18 protein-coding genes and 1 other annotated feature are annotated in these 21,263 nt (G+C 42.7%); of the genes, 13 read left to right on the forward strand and 5 right to left on the reverse strand.

What is annotated here, in order from left to right:
* Positions 1-6: 6 nt before the first annotated feature.
* Positions 7-1,149, reverse strand: a complete 1,143-nt coding sequence (gene guaB, locus AC6UD0_RS05255; protein WP_500693290.1) for an IMP dehydrogenase — start codon at positions 1,147-1,149, stop codon at positions 7-9.
* A gap of 234 nt (positions 1,150-1,383) precedes the next feature.
* Between guaB and hisS the strand changes: the two genes are divergently transcribed.
* The 3 genes from hisS to AC6UD0_RS05270 all read left to right on the forward strand — a co-directional run bounded on the left by hisS (position 1,384) and on the right by AC6UD0_RS05270 (position 4,923).
* Positions 1,384-2,574 carry a histidine--tRNA ligase gene (gene hisS, locus AC6UD0_RS05260; RefSeq protein ID WP_500696356.1) on the forward strand — a complete coding sequence of 397 codons (1,191 nt, stop codon included), beginning with the start codon at positions 1,384-1,386 and terminating at the stop codon, positions 2,572-2,574.
* A gap of 64 nt (positions 2,575-2,638) precedes the next feature.
* Entirely contained in the window at positions 2,639-4,099 is a 1,461-nt protein-coding gene (locus AC6UD0_RS05265; protein ID WP_500708357.1) for an amino acid permease, read from the forward strand.
* A gap of 170 nt (positions 4,100-4,269) precedes the next feature.
* The gene (locus AC6UD0_RS05270) at positions 4,270-4,923 is read left to right on the forward strand and encodes a VTT domain-containing protein (protein WP_500706165.1); all 654 of its coding nucleotides are present in this window, start codon (positions 4,270-4,272) and stop codon (positions 4,921-4,923) included.
* 28 nt (positions 4,924-4,951) lie between these two features.
* Here AC6UD0_RS05270 and xylB read toward each other — a convergent pair whose 3' ends face one another.
* Positions 4,952-6,448, reverse strand: coding sequence for a xylulokinase (gene xylB, locus AC6UD0_RS05275; RefSeq protein WP_500708385.1), 1,497 nt, complete (start codon positions 6,446-6,448; stop codon positions 4,952-4,954).
* A gap of 175 nt (positions 6,449-6,623) precedes the next feature.
* On the opposite strand from xylB, the gene AC6UD0_RS05280 reads away from it, so the two are divergent.
* Positions 6,624-7,943 (forward strand): AbiH family protein, encoded by a 1,320-nt coding sequence (locus AC6UD0_RS05280; RefSeq protein ID WP_500708358.1) that lies wholly within the window; start codon positions 6,624-6,626, stop codon positions 7,941-7,943.
* Positions 7,944-7,983: 40 nt separating this feature from the next.
* Here AC6UD0_RS05280 and AC6UD0_RS05285 read toward each other — a convergent pair whose 3' ends face one another.
* On the reverse strand, positions 7,984-9,531 hold the full coding sequence (locus AC6UD0_RS05285) for a ClC family H(+)/Cl(-) exchange transporter (RefSeq protein ID WP_500708359.1): 1,548 nt from the start codon (positions 9,529-9,531) through the stop codon (positions 7,984-7,986).
* 112 nt (positions 9,532-9,643) lie between these two features.
* On the opposite strand from AC6UD0_RS05285, the gene AC6UD0_RS05290 reads away from it, so the two are divergent.
* The gene (locus AC6UD0_RS05290; RefSeq protein ID WP_500707638.1) at positions 9,644-10,114 is read left to right on the forward strand and encodes a hypothetical protein; all 471 of its coding nucleotides are present in this window, start codon (positions 9,644-9,646) and stop codon (positions 10,112-10,114) included.
* A gap of 200 nt (positions 10,115-10,314) precedes the next feature.
* Entirely contained in the window at positions 10,315-11,232 is a 918-nt protein-coding gene (locus tag AC6UD0_RS05295) for an alpha/beta hydrolase (protein ID WP_500708361.1), read from the forward strand.
* Positions 11,233-11,530: 298 nt separating this feature from the next.
* On the opposite strand, the gene AC6UD0_RS05300 is transcribed toward AC6UD0_RS05295, so the two are convergent.
* Positions 11,531-12,316, reverse strand: coding sequence for a glucose 1-dehydrogenase (locus tag AC6UD0_RS05300; RefSeq protein WP_500693605.1), 786 nt, complete (start codon positions 12,314-12,316; stop codon positions 11,531-11,533).
* 226 nt (positions 12,317-12,542) lie between these two features.
* On the opposite strand from AC6UD0_RS05300, the gene AC6UD0_RS05305 reads away from it, so the two are divergent.
* Positions 12,543-12,893 (forward strand): iron-sulfur cluster biosynthesis family protein, encoded by a 351-nt coding sequence (locus tag AC6UD0_RS05305; protein WP_500693299.1) that lies wholly within the window; start codon positions 12,543-12,545, stop codon positions 12,891-12,893.
* 96 nt (positions 12,894-12,989) lie between these two features.
* Here the strand turns inward: AC6UD0_RS05305 and AC6UD0_RS05310 are convergent, their stop codons facing one another.
* A complete protein-coding gene (locus AC6UD0_RS05310; protein ID WP_500708362.1) occupies positions 12,990-14,615 on the reverse strand; it encodes a putative glycosyltransferase family protein in 1,626 nt (541 codons plus the stop codon).
* Between the two features lie 168 nt (positions 14,616-14,783).
* Positions 14,784-15,017: a binding site (T-box leader), on the forward strand.
* Positions 15,018-15,064: 47 nt separating this feature from the next.
* Here AC6UD0_RS05310 and AC6UD0_RS05315 point away from each other — a divergent pair.
* From AC6UD0_RS05315 to AC6UD0_RS05340, 6 genes are all read left to right on the forward strand, one after another.
* Positions 15,065-15,907 (forward strand): MetQ/NlpA family ABC transporter substrate-binding protein, encoded by an 843-nt coding sequence (locus tag AC6UD0_RS05315; protein WP_500693301.1) that lies wholly within the window; start codon positions 15,065-15,067, stop codon positions 15,905-15,907.
* Between the two features lie 99 nt (positions 15,908-16,006).
* Positions 16,007-16,987: a LacI family DNA-binding transcriptional regulator gene (locus tag AC6UD0_RS05320; RefSeq protein ID WP_500708363.1), complete on the forward strand. Its 981-nt coding sequence runs from the start codon at positions 16,007-16,009 to the stop codon at positions 16,985-16,987.
* A gap of 167 nt (positions 16,988-17,154) precedes the next feature.
* Entirely contained in the window at positions 17,155-17,901 is a 747-nt protein-coding gene (locus tag AC6UD0_RS05325) for a sugar phosphate isomerase/epimerase family protein (RefSeq protein WP_500708364.1), read from the forward strand.
* Positions 17,902-19,188: a Na+/H+ antiporter NhaC family protein gene (locus AC6UD0_RS05330; RefSeq protein WP_500695444.1), complete on the forward strand. Its 1,287-nt coding sequence runs from the start codon at positions 17,902-17,904 to the stop codon at positions 19,186-19,188.
* Between the two features lie 23 nt (positions 19,189-19,211).
* Positions 19,212-20,177, forward strand: a complete 966-nt coding sequence (locus AC6UD0_RS05335; RefSeq protein WP_500708366.1) for a sugar kinase — start codon at positions 19,212-19,214, stop codon at positions 20,175-20,177.
* Between the two features lie 19 nt (positions 20,178-20,196).
* Positions 20,197-21,132 (forward strand): phosphoglycerate dehydrogenase, encoded by a 936-nt coding sequence (locus AC6UD0_RS05340; protein WP_500708368.1) that lies wholly within the window; start codon positions 20,197-20,199, stop codon positions 21,130-21,132.
* Positions 21,133-21,263 lie beyond the last annotated feature (131 nt).

Here is a 21,263-nt window from a genome sequence, read left to right on the forward strand (position 1 = left end):
TTCCTCCTATTTATCGATTGAATAGTTTGGTGCGGATTTGGTGATTTGCACATCGTGGGGATGTGATTCGCGTAGTCCTGCATTAGTAATTCTAACAAATTGAGCGTTATTAATTAAGTCGGAAATGGTATGAGAGCCGGTGTAACCCATTCCAGAACGAAGGCCACCCGCAATCTGGAACAGCACGGTTGAGACGTCACCCTTGTAAGGGGTTTGACCCTCAATTCCTTCTGGAACGAGTTTCTTTTCTTCTTTGACCTTGCCTTGAAAGTATCGGTCAGAAGAACCATTTTCCATGGCTGCCAGTGAGCCCATGCCACGGTATGCTTTGTACTTCTTGCCGTCAGCACCCGTATAAACGTCTCCAGGGGCCTCCGTTGTACCTGCCAGCATACTTCCTAGCATGACGGCACTTCCGCCCGCTGCGAGCGCCTTAACGATGTCTCCGGTGTACTGCATCCCACCGTCAACGATGATTTGCTTGCCGTAATCGGCGGCAACTTGGGCGGCATCGAAGGCAGCGGTAATTTGGGGAACTCCCACACCGGCCACGATGCGGGTGGTACAAATTGAACCGGGGCCAATGCCGACTTTGGCAATGTCAACACCAGCGTCAAAGAGAGCTTTGGCACCAGCACCGGTCGCAATGTTTCCGGCAATCAAAGTTTTGTCTGGGAACTTGTTTCTGATTTCAGCGATTTTTTCTAATACACCCTTGGAATGACCGTGGGCGGTATCGATGATGACGGCGTCTGCCCCGGCATCAAATAATAATTGAGTTCGATCGAAGGTATCGTTAGTTACCCCAACGGCCCCCGCTACTAATAAATGACCATTGTCATCAACTGCAGCGTTGGCACCGGTAACTTCAGCATTTTTAACCGTTTTAACTTCAGCTGCTTGCTTTTTGGCGCTCATGTTTTTGTGAACTACGCCGAGTCCACCGTTTTGAGCCATCGCAATCGCTAAAGGTGCCTCTGTGACAGTGTCCATACTTGCGCTTAGAACGGGTAAGTTTAACTTTAAGTTCTTACCTAAGGTTGTTCTTAAGTCAACTTGGTTTGGTAACACGTCACTTGCTGCAGGAATTAAGAGAACATCATCAAATGTTAATCCTTGTTTCCCGAATTTATAATTCCAATCCTTCATCGTACTCCTCCTATTGTTCAGTTTTATATAAATTGTTAATAGAATACCATAAAAAACGTTGCAACATCAATGACAACTCGAACAATTTTTCTTTGGTTAACTTTAATCATATGTAGTTGGCGCTTGACTGATTTATAAAGACGGACAAGACAGAGTAATTCAATAATGGTAAAATCTACGTATATCTATTTGACAGAATTTTAATTAAACAATTAATAGAAAGATGGGAATATTATGGATGACAAATTTAAGAAAGTGCGAGGGATGTCAGACATTTTGCCTGATGAGACCAGTGTTTGGCAACGAATCGAAGATACGGCGCGGGACGTTTTCGCTCGATACGACTTTCATGAAATGCGCACTCCGCTAGTTGAGAAAACCCCCGTCTTTACCAGAACTTCTGGTGATAGTTCGGATATCGTCACCAAGCAAATGTACAGTTTCCAGGATAAAAGTGGACGAGACATCTCACTACGACCAGAGGGAACCGCTGGAGTAGTCCGTTCCTTCGTTGAAAATAAACTCTTTGGACCAGAACATCCCAAGCCCGTTAAGGTTTTCTACATGGGAGCGATGTTTAGATACGAACGTCCGGGGGCCACTCATAATCGGGAATTTCATCAGATTGGGTGTGAATCAATCGGAGCTACCAGTCCCCAGATTGATGCTGAAACGATTGCGTTAGCCCTAGACATCTTCAAGGGCGTGGATATCAACGATTTAAAGGTTGAAATCAACACGTTGGGTGACGAAGAGAGTCGGAAACGTTACCATGACGTCCTAGTAGCTTACTTCTCAAAGTATGAGGACCAATTAAGTGAAGACTCCAAACGGCGCTTAAAACAGAATCCACTCCGGATTTTGGACAGTAAGGACAAGGGGGACCAACAATTAGTTGCTGACGCTCCGAAATTAGAAGACAGTTTAACGGATGAATCCAAACAATACTTTAATGATGTTTTATCGGCCCTTGATGCTTTAGACATTCCATACACCGTTGATGATCGACTGGTTCGCGGACTTGATTACTACACTGATACGGTGTTTGAAATCATGGCCAAGGATCCGAGCTTCGGAGACGATTACACCACGATCTGTGCCGGTGGCCGATACAATCACATGGTGGAAGAGTTCGGGGGACCTGAAAATACCGGAGGCGTTGGCTTTGCCTTTGGTGAGGAACGGTTGGCAACCATCGTGAACTCTAACGATGACAGTGATTCGATTGACTACTTCATTGCGACCGACGTGAAAGATAAGGAAGCTGACGTTAAGAATCAGATTCTTGATAAGGCCCTAAAAACCGCTGAAGACTTGCGTAACGACGGGAATTCCGTTGAAGTCAACTTTCAGAGTCGAAGCATGAAGAGTCAGATTAAAGAAGCCAAGAAATTAAATAGTAAAAACATTATGCGAATGGATTAATTATCAAGAGGAGGGCGAATAATATCGCCTTTTTCTTTTAATTCAAGATGAAAGAAGTGAGGATTTGAGTAGTAAAAAAGAAAAGGTCGGAACCATTGGTTTGACCGCATTTGTACTATCAGCGATGGTTGGTGGTGGAATCTATGATTTACCGCAAAACATGGCGCTCCATGCCGGAGCAATTGCCCAAATCATCGCTTGGGTGCTATCGGGATTAATTATCTGGTTTATTGTGCGTTCGTTTATGACCCTGTCAGAGGTTCGACCGCAGTACACCACTGGTTTGTATCATTATGCCCACGCTGGCTTTGGCAACTTTACCGCCTTCTTTGTAAGTTGGGGGTACTGGATCTGTCAGTCATTCGCCGTCGCTGCGTACTCGGTCTTACTGATGTCAACGTTAAATGCCTTCTGGCCTGGAACGTTTACCGGTGGCAATAACTGGATCTCAATTATTGGTGGCACCATCGTGTTATGGCTGATGACCTACCTAATTTTAAAGGGAATCCGGGTTACCAGCCACGTCGATATCTTTGGGACGATCTGCATGCTGACGATTGTGGCCATCTTCATTATTACGATGATTGTGGTCTTCAACTGGCACGCTTTTTCCACTAACATGTTTGCGTCTCAGACGTTACCAAAGGTTAATGACAAGGCCATGGGGAGTTTGTTTTCCCAAGTCCGAAATGCCATGATGACCACAATGTGGGTCTTTTCTGGGGTTGAAGGAGCCGTGGTTCTGTCAAGTAACGCTAAGAGTCAAAAGGACGTGCGGCAGGCCACTAAATACGGTTTCTTGATTTGTTTGGTACTGTACGCGCTGGTGTCAATTTTGCCACTAGGCTTACGCAGTTACGGTCAATTAGCGAACCTGCAAAGTCCGTCAACTGGGGCCTTGATGCAGATTGTTTTGGGACCACTGGGACGCTTAATCATCACCTTTGGTGTCATTGTGGCCGTCTTATCCAGTTGGTTGACGTGGGTCTTGGTACTTTCCGAGATGCCACGAGCAGCCTCTATGGATGGGACCTTCCCGAAGTTCTTTAGAAAGATGGGCAAGAACAACGTTCCGATTCACTCGTTGTTCATGACGGTTATCGTTATTCAATTAATCATTATCTTTACCCATTTTGCTGGTCGCGCCTTCAATTTCACGCTGACGATCGTGGGAACGATGACGGTGCCACCGTACCTGATTTCGATGATGTACCTGTTCAAGATTAGTCGCAATGAGAAAACTTTCAATCCTGAAGGGCACAAGCTATCCGTTTCTAGAAAGAGTGCCTATTTGGTTTCAGCGCTTGCAATTTTAGGAACCATCTTCATGGGCTACGCCGCCGGACTGGAATACCTGACGATTGCCTTCGTGATCTACGCTTTGGGAATCCCACTGTTTATGTACGCGAGAAAACAGTACGCACCTGGTCAACCAATCTTTGGTAAGTACGAACGCTACTTTGCGATTGCCATCTTGGTAGTAGCAGTCATCGGGGTCATCTTACTGATTCAACCGAAATTGTAATTAAATTTGGAAAAATTAAAAGATGATTGAACTTTCAGATAGTTCAGTCGTCTTTTTGATATTCATTAATTTTAGTTTAAATAGAAGCTGATGGGTGCTCCGTGGCTATCCTTACTAGCGGCATTTTGGTAAAATTATAAAATAACTAAATTTAAGTGGGGATTAATTATATGAGTTTTTTAGTCGATTTTGTGCTTCACATTGACCACCACCTAGTCACACTCGTCAACATGTTTGGCAATTGGACCTATCTGATCCTGTTTGCGGTTATCTTCATCGAAACCGGCGCCGTGATCATGCCATTTCTGCCGGGTGATTCACTTTTGTTTGCGGCCGCAGCCTTGGCCGCTGCTAGCACCAATGATTTAAACATCTGGATTTTTGTAATTTTGTTCTTTCTGGCGTCCGCCTTGGGGGACTCACTGGATTTCTTCTTGGGAAGAAAAGTTGGCCTAGCCATTACTGACAATAGGCATTTGAGCCGGTTCATTAAGCCCAAGGATTTTGAGAAAGCTCATCAGTTCTTTGATAAGTATGGTTCATGGGCCATCCTACTTGGTCGGTTTATGCCGATTGTGCGGACGTTTGTTCCGTTCGTCGCTGCCAGCAGTGACTACAGTTACCAAAAGTTCGTGAAGTATGACATTACCGCATGTGTGGCATGGGTCGCACTATGTTGTGGTGGCGGATACTTCTTTGGCAACATTCCGTTCGTTAAGGAACACTTTTCGGCCGTGATTTTATCAATTATCTTGATTACGTTACTTCCGGCTCTGATCGGATTAATTAAAACTCGTTTCACTAGTAAAAAGGACGCAGCCTAGGCTACCTCCTTTTATTTTGGGGTTTGAATTAACGTAAATCCTGTAATTCATGACTAATTTTTTTCGTTTGGGGATAAATTTGTTGATAGATTTTAAAAATCTTAGCGTATTTATCAGCGTTAGCGGCAATTGGTTCGTAGGTCTTACCGAACTTGATGAACTGATCGGCACAGGCGGGAAAGCCGGTGAACCAACCAAGTCCGACAGCCGCAATCATGGCCGCTCCAATGCCAGGTCCCTGTTCGTTTGCGAGGGTGATGACGGGTTTGTCGAAGATGTCCGCCTGCATTTGGGTCCAGACGGAACTTTTAGCGCCGCCACCAATTGAGGTCACGTGATCAATGGTCGCACCCATTTCGGCGTAAATGGTAAGGATATCATTGAGACTAAAGGTGATCCCTTCCATCACGGCTCTAGTGAAGTCGCGTCGGACCTGGGTGCGGTCAATTCCAATGAAGCTCCCGCGAATTTGCGAATCAGCGTGAGGCATTCGTTCCCCAGCAATGTACGGAGTGAATAAGAGACCGTTGGCTCCAATCGGAGATTTACCGGCTTCATTAGTCATCTCGGTAAAGTCTTCGTCCTTGACGAAAGTGTTCTTGTACCATGTTAATGAATCACCCGCGGCCAGCGTGACACCCATTGAATAGTAGGTATCAGGAATGGAATGGTCTTCCATTTGCAGGCGGCCACCATAGTCGGTTGAGAGATCGACCTCGTGATGTAGGACTACGCCCGAGGTTCCGACACTGACTAGCGCGTTATTGGGTGACATGATGCCCGCTCCAACCGCGCCAGCGGAGTTGTCGGCGGCTCCACCATAGACCTTGGTAATGGTTGACATATCGGCTTGATCGGCGAAGTCGGGAATGACGTTTCCAGCGTAGTCAATGGACTGAATTAGTGGCGGGAGGATTTTCTCGGGAATACCTAAGGCCTTACAGATTTCAAGGCTCCACTTGTTATCGTGAATGTCTAAGAGGGTGGTTCCGGTGGCGTCAGAGAAGTCGACCGCGATGTTATCAGTCATCTTGAAGCGCAGGTAGTCCTTTGGTAGGAGGAAGGTTTTTACTTTCGCCCAGTTCTCCGGTTCGTTTTCTTTGACCCAAAGGAGTTTTGTAATGGTAAAACCCTCCAGTGGTTGATTACCGGTGATTTCAACGAATCGTTTGCCCAGTTTATCCTCAATCTCTTTGCGTTGTTTAGTGGTTCTAGTGTCGTTCCACAAGATAGCTGGTCTTATGACCTGATTATCTTTGTCCAACAAGACTAGTCCATGCATTTGACCTGAGAAACTAGCTCCACTAATGGACTCTGGATCAACATTGTCATCATTGACTAGTTTTCTGATGGCCGCAATCGTACCATTCACCCAGTCATTGGGATTTTGTTCACTCCAACCTGGTTTGGGATGCGGATTCGGATACTCCGTTGATTCTTGTCCCACAATGTCACCAAGCTTGTTGACAGCAGTGACTTTGACCGATCCCGTGCCGAGGTCGATTCCTAAAACGTTCTTTTCCATGTGTGCACCAACTTTCATAAATATACCTTGTAGTTACAACTCTTAATTTAAGGTTAGCAGGTTATGTAATCGTTTTCAACGCTTGTGTTTTGGTTATTATATTCTAAATCAAATTATAGTTTTAAATGAAATTAAGTTATAATGATCACATTATGATAGGAGTGAAAGTATAGTAATGTATGGAGATAAACCAAAGGATTTATTAATTATTGGGAATGGATTTGATTTAGCTTGTGGGTTGAAGAGTAGTTTTAATGATTATTTTAATTGGATTGAGAAACAAACTTTAATTGAAAAAGAGGAAGGAGAAAAAATTAGTACTGAGGATTATGTTAATAATTTAAAAAGTACAATTCTAACAGAGAAAAATAAGTCGCACCATAATAAGTTTTTAGATGTTCCTATGATTCAATTTATTTACGGTTTATATGCCAATAAAAAAGTAATTCCTTATGCAGATTATCCATTACTTGGTGAAAATAAAATAAAAAATAGTAAAATATCACTTTTTGATGTATATTTTTTAACTAATGAGATATTAAATAATAATTGGTCTGATGTGGAAACGAATTTATATAATCTTATCAATAACAATAGCAATTGTAATTATTTAATTTTAGTGATGCAGCATTTGAAAGTTTTGAAAGATAATTTATATGATTCAATGTCATACGGATTTGCATTTGATAAAGAAAAGTATGAAAAGAAAGATCAAAAGCTAGTTTCAGAATTAAGCAGTAGTTATAAAGATAAATCTTTGGTAATGTTGTTTATTATAGTAATGACTTTTAATTATCAAATTGATTCTTATTCAGATAAGAAATTTATAGACTTTATTTTTGATCAATTAAATCAATTTGAAAAAAATTTAGGAAAATATATTGAATCTATCGAAAATGAGCCATATAAACAGAAAGCAATAAGTTTATTAAAAAGAATAGAGAAAAATATTTCACATAATAGAAAATTTAATATTTTAGATTTTAATTATACAAATCCATTTTCTGAAGATTCAACGGTGGATAATATCCATGGAGATACATCACAACCGATTATTGGAGTTGATGCTAACTTAATAAGAAATGACGACGATTTTTATAAATTCAGTAAAACATATCGGATCATGACTAGATCTACGAATAATAAAGAACCGATTTTGCCAGATGATCCTGAAAATATTTATTTTTATGGGCATTCATTAGCTCCTGCTGATTATTCATATTTTCAAACAATTTTTGATCATTATGATATTTATAATAGTTCAATTAAATTAGTATTTTGTTATTCAATTTATGATGAACGTAAAGAAGATGAAATTAAATCTAATTATTTTGAAGAAGTATATAAACTTATAAACACTTATGGTGAATCAACAGGAACTCAAAAGGGACGAAATATACTTCATAAAATGATTCTTGAGGGACGTCTTGTGTTAAAAGAAATTGATACAACTGATTTAAAAGCTATTGAACCTGAAGAAGTTAAAACTAAGTAATAAAAGACATGCATTACATATTTATGTAATGCATGTCTTTTTATTCGTCAATTTCCATCGCCATTTTCACCAGCTGCTTCTTAACTGGTCCGATGTTGTCTCGATGAGCGAGAACGATCAGCGTGTCACCGGCTTTAATCTGGGTGTTTCCATTGGGGATGATGTGGAGATTACCCCGACTAATCGTGATTAGAATGGAGTGGTTCGGCCAGTGGATGTTTTTGACTAATTTGTTTTCAATTGAACTGAATTCGTAGACCGGGACCTGAATCTTGTCCGTCTTGCTGTCAGCGTTGAAATACGTCTTAATGGCTGTCAATCGTTCCGCTAAGGCTTGATAGATTGGTTGGCCACCCAGCATGTCGACCACGACGTACGAGATAAGGACCACGAGCGCTAACGCCATGAAGTTCTTGGTGTTACCGACCAGTTCGGTGATTAACATGATGGAGGTGAAAGGCGCCTTACTAACGGCCGCAAAGTATCCGGCCATCCCGAAAATCAGCAAGTTATTGACGTACCCGGAACCAAGTAGTCCAGTCTGTGACATAAAGCCACCGTAAGCGGCACCAATCAGTGATCCAACGGCTAAGACTGGCATGAAGAAGCCACCTGGAATTCCAGCACCATACGTAATTAATCCGAAGACAAACCGGACGATTAAGAAGACAAAGATGGCGGTTAAGGGCACGTTGTGGGTAGCAACGGTCATGATGACCCGACTACCACTTCCGATGGTGGTCGGAAAGAACATTCCAACGGGAATAACTAGTAAAATCGGAATCGCACACATAAAGTACCATGGAATAATTTTAATCTTAGCGAACCACTTTGGCAGGTCCAGTAGACCTAGGTTATAGACGTAGCCTAGGACACCCAGAATAATACCTAGGATAATCAGTTGCCAGTAGTTCTGCAGTTGAAAAATGTGACTGTAGAAAATGGGCAGAATGGGTTTTAAGCCGAAAACTTTTAAGGAAACAAAGTTTGCACAGATTGACCCCGTGAGTGACGAAAGCCAGACGGCAGGGGAGAAATTGCGATAAACGCCCTCCATGACGAAGAACGTCCCCGCCAGTGGTGCACTAAAGGTGGCCGACAGTCCAGAGGCTGCTCCGGTCGCAATCATCAATCGCCGCTCAGAACCGTCTTCTTTAAATCCCTGGGCAATTCCTTGACCAATGGCACCACCTAACTGAACGGAGGGTCCTTCTCGTCCAACGAAAATTCCGGTTCCAACGGTTAGGACACCAGTGACAAATTTCCGCCATAAGACAGAGACCCAATTAGTTTCAATGTTGCCCGCAAGTTGAGCTTCAACCTGTGGAATCCCGGAGCCTTTAACGTCAGGATCGCCCTTCATGATAAGACCGGTCACGATTGAGATGAGTAAGAAAGTGGGAATTACCAACCACAGAAGATTGAGATTGTGGTCAAGTCCATGATAAATTGTAAGCGACCACTTTAAAGCGACCTGGATTAGGTAACGAAAGGACGCAATTACGGCACCCGTCAACGTTCCAATAATGGTTGCAAAGAGAACGTATCGAATGTCTGAAAAATCAATGTGGTGTGTGCGTTTCGGCAAGTTGTTCATCTCCATTAAGCAATTACACCAATTGTATCACGATTAATTTCCCCAAATGAATTCGATTTTAGGGTAAAATAATAATATAGAAAAGATTTAATTGGAGGAATTTATGAAGAAATCAGATATTGTTCAAAAGTTAGACTTCTTGTATGTTCTAACCCTAGTAATTTCAATTATTGAAACGGTTTTGTTGTTCCCAATTCTTGGCGGGATCATCATTGTTAGCATGCTTTGGGTTCCACTACTGGTGCTATTAGGTCTCTACATTACTTGTTTCATCATCAGTTCGCAGATGGTGAGCTCACTCAGTGATGGTAAAGTTAAGGCTGAGATGAATAACATCAAACCAAGATTTATCGTTGGGATTGTCTTGTCAATAATCGCAGTCATTCCAATTGTGGGATGGATTTCACACATTGTAATGGCCATTATCATGTGGCAGGTATTTACTAACATTAGTACGCTTAAGACGAACTTGATTAACGATGATGGAGCTAAGGGTGATTGGAAGGACGTTACCCCAGATTCTGAGAAGCAGGATTCGAGCCAGCAAGGTTCAGATAGCAATTCTAATAAATAAACATATTAACTAATTAATAATTTTATCCTTATACAAGCACAAATACACTTATTAATTTTCATAGGTGTATTTTATTTTCATTAATTTTTCACTAAACTAAACCTTTTTTGTGTCATTGTGTCTGACCTCCACTAAGATAGTACATAGACTTATTAAAATCATTTTTAAAAGTGAAAATCAATTAGAAAGGAGCAAGGCCAATGAAAAGAATACTGAAATGGACTGGAGTGACGGCTTTCTTCTTTGTCATTTTCGCAATCATCCTTGATTTGGCGGTTGGCTATCTCCTGTTTAACTTTGCCTTTGGGAAGACGGGACTAGCCAGCTTGTACAACGAAAATGCTGGGACGCCCGATACCGAGTGGTTTAGTGATAATCACGCACAGGTTCTACACGAAAAGGCGAGTGATGGGACCAATCTAGTTGCTAGATACGTCCCATCGGAAAAACCAACCAACAAGACGATGATTGTCGTTCACGGGTACGGTAGTAATAGTGAAGAGATGGAATCCTTTATAAAAATCTTTCATGATGCCGGTTATAATGTTCTTGCACCGGATAACCAGTCGTTTGGCGGCAGTGGTGGTAAGTACATTGGTTACGGTGTCAAAGACGCTACTAACCTAGAAAAGTGGGCTCGAGTGCTCAATTATAACCACCCCGACGGTGAATTAGGTCTGTTTGGCACGAGTATGGGAGCTTCGGCCGTCATGTACTCTTTACCAAAAATGCCAAGTAACGTGAAGTTTGCGATTGAAGACAGTGGTTATGCCAGTGTCGAAGGGGAGTTGGGTGGCCAATTGAAGCGGCTATTTAACATTCCGAGTTTTCCACTGGTTCCGACCGTTAATCTCTATGTACGAATGTTTGCGAAGTATAACATGAATGATGGGAACACAAAGAAGACCCTGAAGCACAACCAGATTCCGTTGTTTATCATTCACGGTGACGTTGACAAGTTTGTCCCCGTTAAAAATGCCTATGAGAACTACAAGAACGATGCTGGTCCAAAACAAATCTGGATCATTAAGGGTGCTGGACATATTGAAGGTCGGAGTCAGGATCCAGATACGTATACGCAAAAAGTCGTCAACTTTTCTCAGCAGTATTTTAAGTAGTTGAATTTAGTGAAATGATTGGTAAAATTAAAACAGGAATTCTGAGGAGATGAGGACCAATCAAAGCCAAAATCAGACTAACAGTTGCGTGTTTACTTGTAATCGGGGTAATTGCTGCATATTTTATCCTGGATCAAAGAGAACGATTGGTCCTCTTTTTTGAAGGAGTTGGATTAGTTGTCGCATGCGTCTTGTTTGGATGGCACGGAATTAATGAGTTAATCAAAAGAATTTTAAAGGTATTTTAGACCAAAAAAAGACTACGAATTTGAATTCGTAGTCTTTTTGGTTGGTAATTTTAACCGTTACCATTTTGAAATGATGGGTATAATGTCATTCCACCATCAACGTAAAGTGAGATTCCAGTAACGTAGCTAGCTTGGTCAGAAGCTAACCAAACGGCAGCAGCTGCAACTTCGGAAGGTTTACCAATCCGGTGCATTGGAACCATGTTAACAGTTGATTCGTAAGTCTTAGGATTAGCAAACTTCTTGGCGTTGATTGGGGTGTTAATGGCACCAGGACAAATCGAGTTAATTCGAATGTTTTGTTGAGCAAATTCCATTGCGGCAGTTTCGGTGAATAATTTAACGCCACCCTTACTTGCAGCGTAACTTGCAAATGTCGGCCATGGAATTTGTTGGTGAACTGATGAAGTTTGAACGATACTACCCTTCTTGTTGTGCTTTAAGAAGTAGTTTAAAGCAGCTTTAGTACCCAAGAAAGTACCAGTCAAATCAACGTTAACGACTGCTTCCCATTCTTCAAGGGTAACTTCGTTTGTAGGGGTCTTCTTTTCCATCCCAGCGTTGTTGAACCAAACGTCCAAATCACCAAAGGAATCAACGGCGGCTTGTACTAATGATTCAGCACCAGCATCATCGCCAATGTCGCCTTGCTTAGTAACGGCGTGGCCACCGTTTTTTTCAACGATTTCAACAACTTGGTTAGCTGCATCTTCGTTTTTGTGGTAGTTAATAACCACGTTCATGTGTTCTTGACCCAAACGTTCAGCAATGGCAGCACCAATCCCTGAGTCTCCTCCAGTGATTACGGCCGTCTTGCCTTCAAGATCTTTATACATAACCATATAATATACACCTCTACATTTCTAATCCTGTTAAGCGGATTGGACTTGTTTCTGACACTATAATAACCCATTAAGAGACTAATATAAAGGGGAAAGAACTGATTGACCCTTTAAAATTAAGTTGTGTACATTTTACTTGCGTTATGGTGAATTCCTGCTATCATAAATAGTGAAGATTTGAAGAGGTTCATTTCTGAATCACTTATAGGAGGTTATAAATATGAAACTAACAATTACTGATGACGCAATGGCCTACATGAAGAAAAGATTAGCAGGTGCTAACGCATACCTGTTGGCCGCAAATGACGGATCAAATAACTTCTCTGAAGGTGCTGGTGGTGCCTGCACCGTTGGAGATGCCTTTCAAGTTGTTGGTGTTTCAAAAGCACCATCAGACTATGATGTTAAACTTGAAAACAATCAAGGTGCTGACGTTTTAACCAGCAAGAATGATATGACTTTCTTCGGACCAGGTCTAAAACTTGATTTCAAGAATAACTTCTTACAGTTAAAAGATGACGGTGAAATGATTGATGGTCAAGTTACGACCAACAATCAAGTTGAAAAATAGAATAAGAGATTAATAAGCCAGGGAAGAACCGGAGTAATTGCTTCGGTTCTTTTTTATTAAAAAAAGGGATTCACTTCACGTGAGTCCCATTTTCGTTTATTTAAAATGTTTTTTGTAAAATGCCAGCCCAAGGTATCCCAGTAAAAGTAACCAAGAAATAACGCTGATCCAAATCCCAATGGTGTGAACGCGGGTGCGGTGATACGTCAATTTGATGGTGTTTGCTCCCTTTTTGACGGGAATGTGGATGGCACGCTTTTGGTCTACTTTAATTGGAACGGCCTGATTGTTAACGGTCACTACGTAGCCAGGGAAGTAAACATTTGGCAAACGAACCCTGGTGGCACTTTCAGCGTCTAACTGGTACTCAATTTGATTGTACGAGGTAGTCCGTTGCTTTTGTTTTAAACTTTTCTGACCTGGATTCATTTTTAAAATAGAGTGTTCTTTGAGTAGCGGTTCTAGTGAATCGGAAGCATGAGGGAGGTAGTCCCAATAAACGGCCGATTTTCCCACCTTTTCAAATTCCTGTGGTGAAGAAGCCTGAGGTTCCCACGATTTGAGCTGCAAATTGGTGGCAAGTGATGAACACAGGCTAAGTCCTAAGACGCCTAAAAGCAAGAGAGCTCCCGTAGAATTGTTTTTGGCAAAAATCTTGGTGATGATTTCTCCGCCTAAAAACGCTAATAGAACGGTGGTGATGATCAGAAAACGGAATGGGAATTGGATCATTCCCACCCACTTTTGCAAAAGGTCCCACGGAAAGAGATTGGAACTAAAAAGCAGAAAGAGCAGTGAGAGGACCGTCATTGATTTAGAGAACAGGTCGAGTCGATGCCAGAAGACGAACAGCAAGATGATGATCATTAGTCCGACAATGCCAATGCCGGCACCATACTGCCACGGCCCATTCGGAGTGGGTCCGAAAAACAGATTGGAGACCGGGATGCTCATGTCTTGGAGGCGACACTTCATGATGGAAATTTCTTGGTCGTAGTGGTAATTCTGAATTAATGGTAGTAAAAAGAAAGCGGATAAGAAGAAAGTCCCGCCGGCAGCGGCGACTAGTGCTATGACCCGCTTCACCTTAAGTTTCAATGAATCATGGTTTAACATGATAATAATGATCGTTATGGCGGCAAAGGCACCGGCAATTAAAAATGATAGTAGGTGGGTTAAGACTAAAAACGTTAATCCAACACTTAAGACCCACCACTGGCAATAGTTTTTGATACACACCTGATAAATTCCGTACAGAACCACTGGCAGAAAGACAAACGCCATTCCTTCAGCCACATCAAAGCGCACAAAGAGGTCGAACGTCAAATACGTCGATAAACCGTAGATGATGGCGGATGCGAGCCCAGTCAGTTTCCGATTGGTGATTTTCCAGGTTGCTAGGTACATGGAGATAAACACCAGGAAGTTGATTAGGATTAGGTAAAGTAAGTAAGATGTGTACGGATTCTTAATAACCAGATGAATCATGGCCTCAGGTAAGACGGCAAAAATCGGATAGAACCCGTTTAGCGGATAACCAACTTTGACAAAGGTCTTCGTCATCATCCCTGGTATCATATGTAGGATGCCACCGTGTTGAACCTGGATGTAACTCTCATACGACCTGGCCAGGTGAAACTGCATGTCCTCGCGTGGTAGGATTGGATTTCCAAAGAAATACGGACTGACGATTGCCACACTTAGAATTAAAAATAAAATCATTGAAAATAGCGTAAAATGCTTATGTATGAACTTCGAGATGGTAATTCCCCCTTGTGATTTAATATCATTATTATAGAATAACTTTAAAAGTTATTCTATTTTTTCTCAAAAATGATTGACATTGAGTTTTAAAGCATGTAAAGTAACGACCATTAAAAACAATAAATTAACTAAACGGAAAAGTTGAGTAGGCAGAAGAAACTCAAAGAGAGTCTCAGGTTGGTGCGATGAGATGAGTTAGCGTTGTTGAAGATGGACTTGGAGTTTTCACCAGTAAATCGTGAGCTGGTGACGGGATGCCGCCGATATCATGGCCTAGTTATTTTTACAAGTAACCGTTGAGGTAGTCGTTGTGAGACGGCTATGAATTAAGGTGGTACCGCGGAAGCATTCGTCCTTTTTACAGGATGGATGCTTTTTTGTTTGGTTAATAAATGGGAGGAACGCAGATGAGAAGATGGGTTAAATACTTAATTTGGATTGGAATTATATTGTTTATTGGAATCGCCGGATACTTCAGCTTTTTCCACCAATCAGAAGCTGAAGCGAACACCATTACCGTTGGCATCATGGCCGGATCCAAACAGGAACAGGCCATCTGGAACGAAGTGGCTAAAGACGCCAAGGATAAGTACGGCCTAAACGTTCAGTTTCAGACGTTTACCGATTATTCACAGCCTAACAACGCTCTGACTAACGGAGACATCGACGTGAATGCCTACCAAAACTACCCATTTTTGGACAATTGGAATGACGTCCACCACACGGACATCGTGCCGGTGGGGGATACCGTGATTGAGCCAATGAGAATCTACTCCAATCAGTTTAAGTCGGTTAATGAAATTTCCAGTGGAACTTCCATTGCGGTGCCAAACGACACTAACAACGAGTCCCGGGCTTTACACGTCCTTCAGAGTGCGGGGTTGATTAAGTTAAATCCGAAAAAGGCGTTCACCACCGTCAAGGACATTACTAGTAATCCGAAGAACCTGAAGATTAAGGAAGTTGACGCCTCGCAAACGCCACGATTACTGAATTCGGCGGGAGCTTCTGTTGTGAACGGGAACTTTGCTGAAAGTTCGAACCTGAGTCCCAAGAAGGCCATTTATACGGCGCCATTTACCAAGGATTCGCATAAGTGGGTCAACTTCATTGCCGCAAAGAAGCGCGATGAACATAGCAAGAAAATCAAGGAATTAGTGAAAGCCTATCAGACCGAGAAGACCGCTAAATTAATTAAGAAAGAGTCCGGGATTAATCAACAAGCGGCTTGGAACCTTAAATTTAAGTAACTCAATAAGAATTCATCAATTAATTGATGAATTCTTTTATTGGTCTGAAACAATGGTTTAATAAATGGTAGAATGAAAAAAACGATGGGAGGGGTCCAAATGGGTTCAGTAGCTACGATTAGAGACGTTGCGTCAGAAGCAGGAGTGTCAACTGCCACCATCTCACGCTACTTAAACGGAAAGACCAACCACATGTCCGATGCTACTGCGAAGCGGGTCACCGAAGCGATCAAGAAGTTGAATTACGTGCCAAATGAATCCGCCAGACAGCTCATTACCAAGCAAAGTCGATTGGTGGCGGTCATTGCGGCGGATGTTGATGATTACTTTTCCACGGAGATTTTTAAGGGTGTTAATTCGGTTTTAAAAAAGAACAACTTCATCGCGGTCTTAATGGATTCTGATAGTGATGAACGGCGGGAACTTGACACGTTATCGTCACTTAACCAACAAATGTTTGGTGGCGTCTTGATTCAGCCGTTAAGTAACGACCTGGACGCCTTTCAAAGCTCAATTCCCACAAATGTACCGGTGGTCATGTTAGATCGGCAGATTAAGGGCAGTCCGTGGCCGAGTGTGGTTACCAATAACTATGAGGTCAGTAAGAAAGCGGCGCGATACTTTAAAGACCAGGGATTAAGCCACGTCTTTGTGATTACAAATAATGTAAAAAACGTTTCTACCCGAGAACAACGACTGAACGGGATTAAAGCGGTCTATGGGAACCACGTCACGATCATTCAACCGGGAAACGATGAGGCTTCATTTCGTCAGGCATACTCCAAACTGAAAAATGACATCAAAGAAACAAAGGGGGGTCTGATTTTTGCTTTAAAGGAACGGTGGCTCTTGAAGTTTTTGCCTAAGTTGATTCGGGATGGAGTCATCCGGAAGTCCGATGGGGTGCACATGACGGGATTTTCTGACACTTCACTGGTAGATAATATTGACCCAGGAATCAAGGTTATTAATCAGGATCCGTTTCAGATTGGGGTGAATGCCGCTCAGATCCTGATTGAAGGGATTGAGAGTGATTCCCAACCGATTGCGAAAAAAATTGAGATTCCAGCCCAATTTTAAGTCTCGAGGCTAGCCTAGTGAGGCTAGTCTTTTTTTATGGCGTCATGGAAAACGATTACATATTTTTAGAAAAAAGATTGCCAAACAGTATTGACTACTTTTATGTAAACGTTTACCATAAGTATCAATATGAAAGCGGTATCAAATTAAAAAAGGAGTGAATACTGATGCGATTGTTTTTAAATACATGGATCTTTGTAAATGACATCGAAGCCGGTACGAGTCAGACAGCGTTATTCCCACGCGTGAAACAAATGAACGTTGACGGAATTGAGGTTCGACGAGAATACATCAAGGATTTTTCAAAGGAACTGGATGAGATTGATAATGCCAGATTGAGAACGGGACTCCTTGTTAATTACAGTGTCCCCGATGAGCTGTTTTTAAAGGATGGTTCGGTTAATCCTAAATTGAAGCAGTACTTCAACGAGGGGCAACGAATGGGAATTACTAAAATTAAATTTAACGTGGGAAACTTCAGGGCTTTTCATGGTGACTTAGCTCACGCGTTTGATGGTTTACCACTCGATCAGATTCAAATGAACGTGGAAAACGATCAAACCAAATTGAGTGGCAAAATGGCTAATGTTAAACACTTTTTAAACCAAGCGAAAAAGAATGGGCTGCCCATTAAGTACGTGTATGACCTTGGAAACTGGGCGTTTACCCATCAAAGTGCGGACTATGCGGCTGATTCTTTGTACCAGTATACCGATTATATTCATCTAAAGAACGTCAACCAGTTTGACGAAGATGACTTACAGACCGCGGACGATCTAAACGACGGCATGTTTGATTGGAAAAACATCCTGAACGAGTTACCGAAAACGGCGGATTTGGCGCTTGAATTCCCGATGGAAGACGACGAACACGTTGAACGTCAGGTCAAGTTGCTGAGAGATGAGGTGATGTAGTTGATGAATACCATTATTGCGATTCTGTTACTAATTACCTTTGCTGGCTTTATCTTTTACATTGTTAAAGGTGGGGACCTGACCATTGGGTTCTTCGTCATGGCGATTCTTTGGACCGTCATCGGCCTGATCCCATATCACACCGCTTTGACGGCGGTCTTCTCAACACCCGCTCTGAAGTATGGTTCGACGATTATCTACATCGTCTTTGGTTCGTGGTTCGGACGAGTGCTGGTTGACAGTGGCATTGCGCCATCAATTTCGCAGAAAACGAATAAGGTTGGAAAATCGCATCCCTTACTGGCCGCCATCCTGATTGTCTTAGTTACGGCCCTGCTGTTTGTTAGTTCCTACGGAGTGGGTTCGGTCATTGCCATCGGTGTCATTTTGTTACCAATCCTTTTATCGTTGGGGATTCCTCGAGACGTGGCCCTAACGACGTTTGCCTTGTCGATTGGCTCGGCCATGTACGTTAACGTCGTGTTGTTCAACCAAATCAAGGCCTTCTTTCCCAAAGCTCAGTACAATCTGCATTACCTTGAATTTGGGTGGGCGGCCATGGCGGTGCAACTAATTGCGGTGATCTTGTTTCTAGTGATGAAACGCCACACATTCAATCCAAAGAATGCCGAGGCCAACCTGAAGAAAATCGGGGCAACTGATCCAGGAGATGTCGACAAGATTCCGTACATTGCGTACGCCATCCCAGTTGTTCCCGTTATTTTGAACATGGCGCTCGGCTGGGATGCTATTCCGGCCTTGATCCTTTCTAGTATCTTGGCCATGCTTGTAACCGGTAAGATGAATGGTTATAAAAAATTCAAAACGTTTCTTAATGCCACGATTAAACAGTCCATTAACGACATTTCGGGCTTAATCATGTTCTTGATGGCACTGGTTATGTTTGCCGGGGCGGCTCAGTTAAACGCTGGTCGTTTCAAGGGAATCTTCAGCGCCATCCTGCCAAATAGTCACTTACTGCTAGCACTTGGAATCGGGGTTCTTGCTCCCTTAGCATTGTTTAGAGGACCACTTCAGGTCTGGGGTGCAGGAGCTGCGACGGCCGCCGTACTTTCCGCCACCGGAATGTTTAACGACATGTTCTTGTTACCGTTAATGTACGTCCCAACTTTGATGGCGGTTTCAACTGACATCACTCAGTCATGGAACGTCTGGGGTCTTGACTACATGAAGGTTCGTCCTCAGCAACTGTTGAAACTGGGAGTTCCGGTCATGTGGATTGTCTCCATTTTAAACGAAATATTAGTGTACTTATTCTTCGGATAGATGATTAAAGAAAGGTGAAAATTATGAGTGAATTTCTGACAATTGGTGAACCAGTGGTAACGTTCGCCTCAACCGATCCTGACGCTACTTTAGCTGATTCAACCCACTATCTAAAAATCCTCGGAGGGGCGGAACTAAACGTGGCCATTGGTGCTAAACGACTGGGACATTCCGCTGAGTACGTGTCTCAGGTAGGAACCGATCCGCTGGGTAAATACGCCAAGGACGTGATTATCGACCACGGTGTTGGTATTGATTACGTTAAAGACGATCCCGATCACTGGACGGGTCATCAATTAAAACAGATGGTGACGCACGGTGATCCCCAAACGTTCAACTATCGCACGCGATCGGCCGCTTCGCATTTAAAACGGGAAGTCATTGACGAGATTAATCTTGACGACGTCAAAATGGCTCATCTAACGGGTATTTTCCCGGCGTTGTCAGCTGAAGCGGAAGACTCATATCGTGCATTAATGGACCGATTGATTAATAATGAAATCAAGATAACGTTTGATCCAAACCTGCGTCCCGGACTGTGGGGTGATCATGATCGAATGATTAAGACGATTAACGAATTGGCTAAAAATGCTGACATTGTGATGCCAGGTGTAAACGAGGGCAAGGTCCTCATGGGAAGTGATGACCCGGAAAAAATCGCTGACTTTTACCTCCAAAATGGTGAACGCACAAAAGCGGTGCTCATTAAGTTGGGCCCTGATGGTGCGTATGTGAAGACCAAGGATGGTGATTCATACACGGTCTCCGGTTTTAAGGTCGATCACGTCGTTGACACGGTTGGTGCCGGTGATGGGTTTGCACTCGGGGTAATTACCGCACTACTAGAGGGCAAAAATCTAAAGAGTGCGGTCATGCGGGGAAATGCCGTTGGGGCGCTCCAAGTTCAGACGCCCGGTGATAACGACGGCTATCCTACTCCAAGTGAATTAAATGAATTTTATAAAAAAGAACACGTTAGTGAATCGTAAGTAGATGGGAGAGATTATGATGGCTAAAAAAGTTGCAGTACAAGCAAGTTTAGCTCCAGATGGAAAACAGTTACTGAAAGACAGTGGCTTTGATGTCGTGGAATTACCGGACAAAAAGATTTCAACGTTGCTTGATATGGCCGCCGATGCTTATGGCATCCTGATTGGGACGACGCCATTTCCAAATGAGACGATTGAAAAAATGCCGAACTTAAAGATCATCGCTAGAAATGGTGTGGGTTATGACAACATCGATGTTCCCTTTATGGTACAACATGGCATATATGTAACAATTACGCCGCTCGCCAATGCCTCAACGGTTGCGGAGACGACGTTAGCTGAAATCTTTGACGTATCAAAGAACGTTACCAATGATTCGCACGAGATGCGTGAGGGTAACTGGAACTACAAAAAAGACCACATGGGTTTTGATTTAGAGGGCAAGGTCCTCGGAATTCTTGGTTACGGCCGAATTGGTAAGATGGTCGCTAAGAAGGTGAGTGGACTGGGGATGAATGTCATCTACAATTCACCACATGCTGAAGATTCTGAATACGGTAAAGCGGTTAATCGTGATGCCATCTTTACTGATTCAGACATCGTCACTTTACACATGCCAGTGCTGCCTTCGACTAAACAAAGCGTTGGTAAACGTGAGTTTGAGATGATGGACAACTCGGCGGTTCTCATTAATTTAGCTCGGGGTGCGCTTGTTAATACGAATGATCTAATCGACGCGCTACAGAGTCACGAAATCAAGGCCGCTGCCCTGGACGTGTTTGATTCTGAACCGCTACCAATGGACAGTCCACTCTACAAGCTGGATAACGTCTTGTTGACACCACACATTGCCTCTAACACGGTAGAATGCATGAACCGGATGGCTCACGATGCCGCCAGTGAGATCGTGAAGGTCCTAAATGGTGAACAACCACAGTGGGCAGTTAAAAAGTAAAAAAATTAACTAAGAACTGGGATGAAATGGTCCCAGTTCTTTTTTGTTTAAGGAAATCTTAAAAAAGTAATTGTCATCATCTTTTTTTCACGGTACAATTCAATGCAATACAAATGAAAAGGAGTGATGCA

The sequence above is a fragment of the Fructilactobacillus sp. X7R9C1 genome (assembly GCF_059901005.1).

Coding starts and splice junctions, on each gene's coding strand:
- guaB (WP_500693290.1), bottom strand. CDS start 1,149: ATGAAGGATTGGAATTATAAATTCGGGAAACAAGGATTAACATTTGAT.
- hisS (WP_500696356.1), top strand. CDS start 1,384: ATGGATGACAAATTTAAGAAAGTGCGAGGGATGTCAGACATTTTGCCT.
- AC6UD0_RS05270 (WP_500706165.1), top strand. CDS start 4,270: ATGAGTTTTTTAGTCGATTTTGTGCTTCACATTGACCACCACCTAGTC.
- xylB (WP_500708385.1), bottom strand. CDS start 6,448: ATGGAAAAGAACGTTTTAGGAATCGACCTCGGCACGGGATCGGTCAAA.
- AC6UD0_RS05280 (WP_500708358.1), top strand. CDS start 6,624: ATGTATGGAGATAAACCAAAGGATTTATTAATTATTGGGAATGGATTT.
- AC6UD0_RS05290 (WP_500707638.1), top strand. CDS start 9,644: ATGAAGAAATCAGATATTGTTCAAAAGTTAGACTTCTTGTATGTTCTA.
- AC6UD0_RS05295 (WP_500708361.1), top strand. CDS start 10,315: ATGAAAAGAATACTGAAATGGACTGGAGTGACGGCTTTCTTCTTTGTC.
- AC6UD0_RS05300 (WP_500693605.1), bottom strand. CDS start 12,316: ATGTATAAAGATCTTGAAGGCAAGACGGCCGTAATCACTGGAGGAGAC.
- AC6UD0_RS05305 (WP_500693299.1), top strand. CDS start 12,543: ATGAAACTAACAATTACTGATGACGCAATGGCCTACATGAAGAAAAGA.
- AC6UD0_RS05310 (WP_500708362.1), bottom strand. CDS start 14,615: ATGATTTTATTTTTAATTCTAAGTGTGGCAATCGTCAGTCCGTATTTC.
- AC6UD0_RS05315 (WP_500693301.1), top strand. CDS start 15,065: ATGAGAAGATGGGTTAAATACTTAATTTGGATTGGAATTATATTGTTT.
- AC6UD0_RS05320 (WP_500708363.1), top strand. CDS start 16,007: ATGGGTTCAGTAGCTACGATTAGAGACGTTGCGTCAGAAGCAGGAGTG.
- AC6UD0_RS05325 (WP_500708364.1), top strand. CDS start 17,155: ATGCGATTGTTTTTAAATACATGGATCTTTGTAAATGACATCGAAGCC.
- AC6UD0_RS05335 (WP_500708366.1), top strand. CDS start 19,212: ATGAGTGAATTTCTGACAATTGGTGAACCAGTGGTAACGTTCGCCTCA.
- AC6UD0_RS05340 (WP_500708368.1), top strand. CDS start 20,197: ATGGCTAAAAAAGTTGCAGTACAAGCAAGTTTAGCTCCAGATGGAAAA.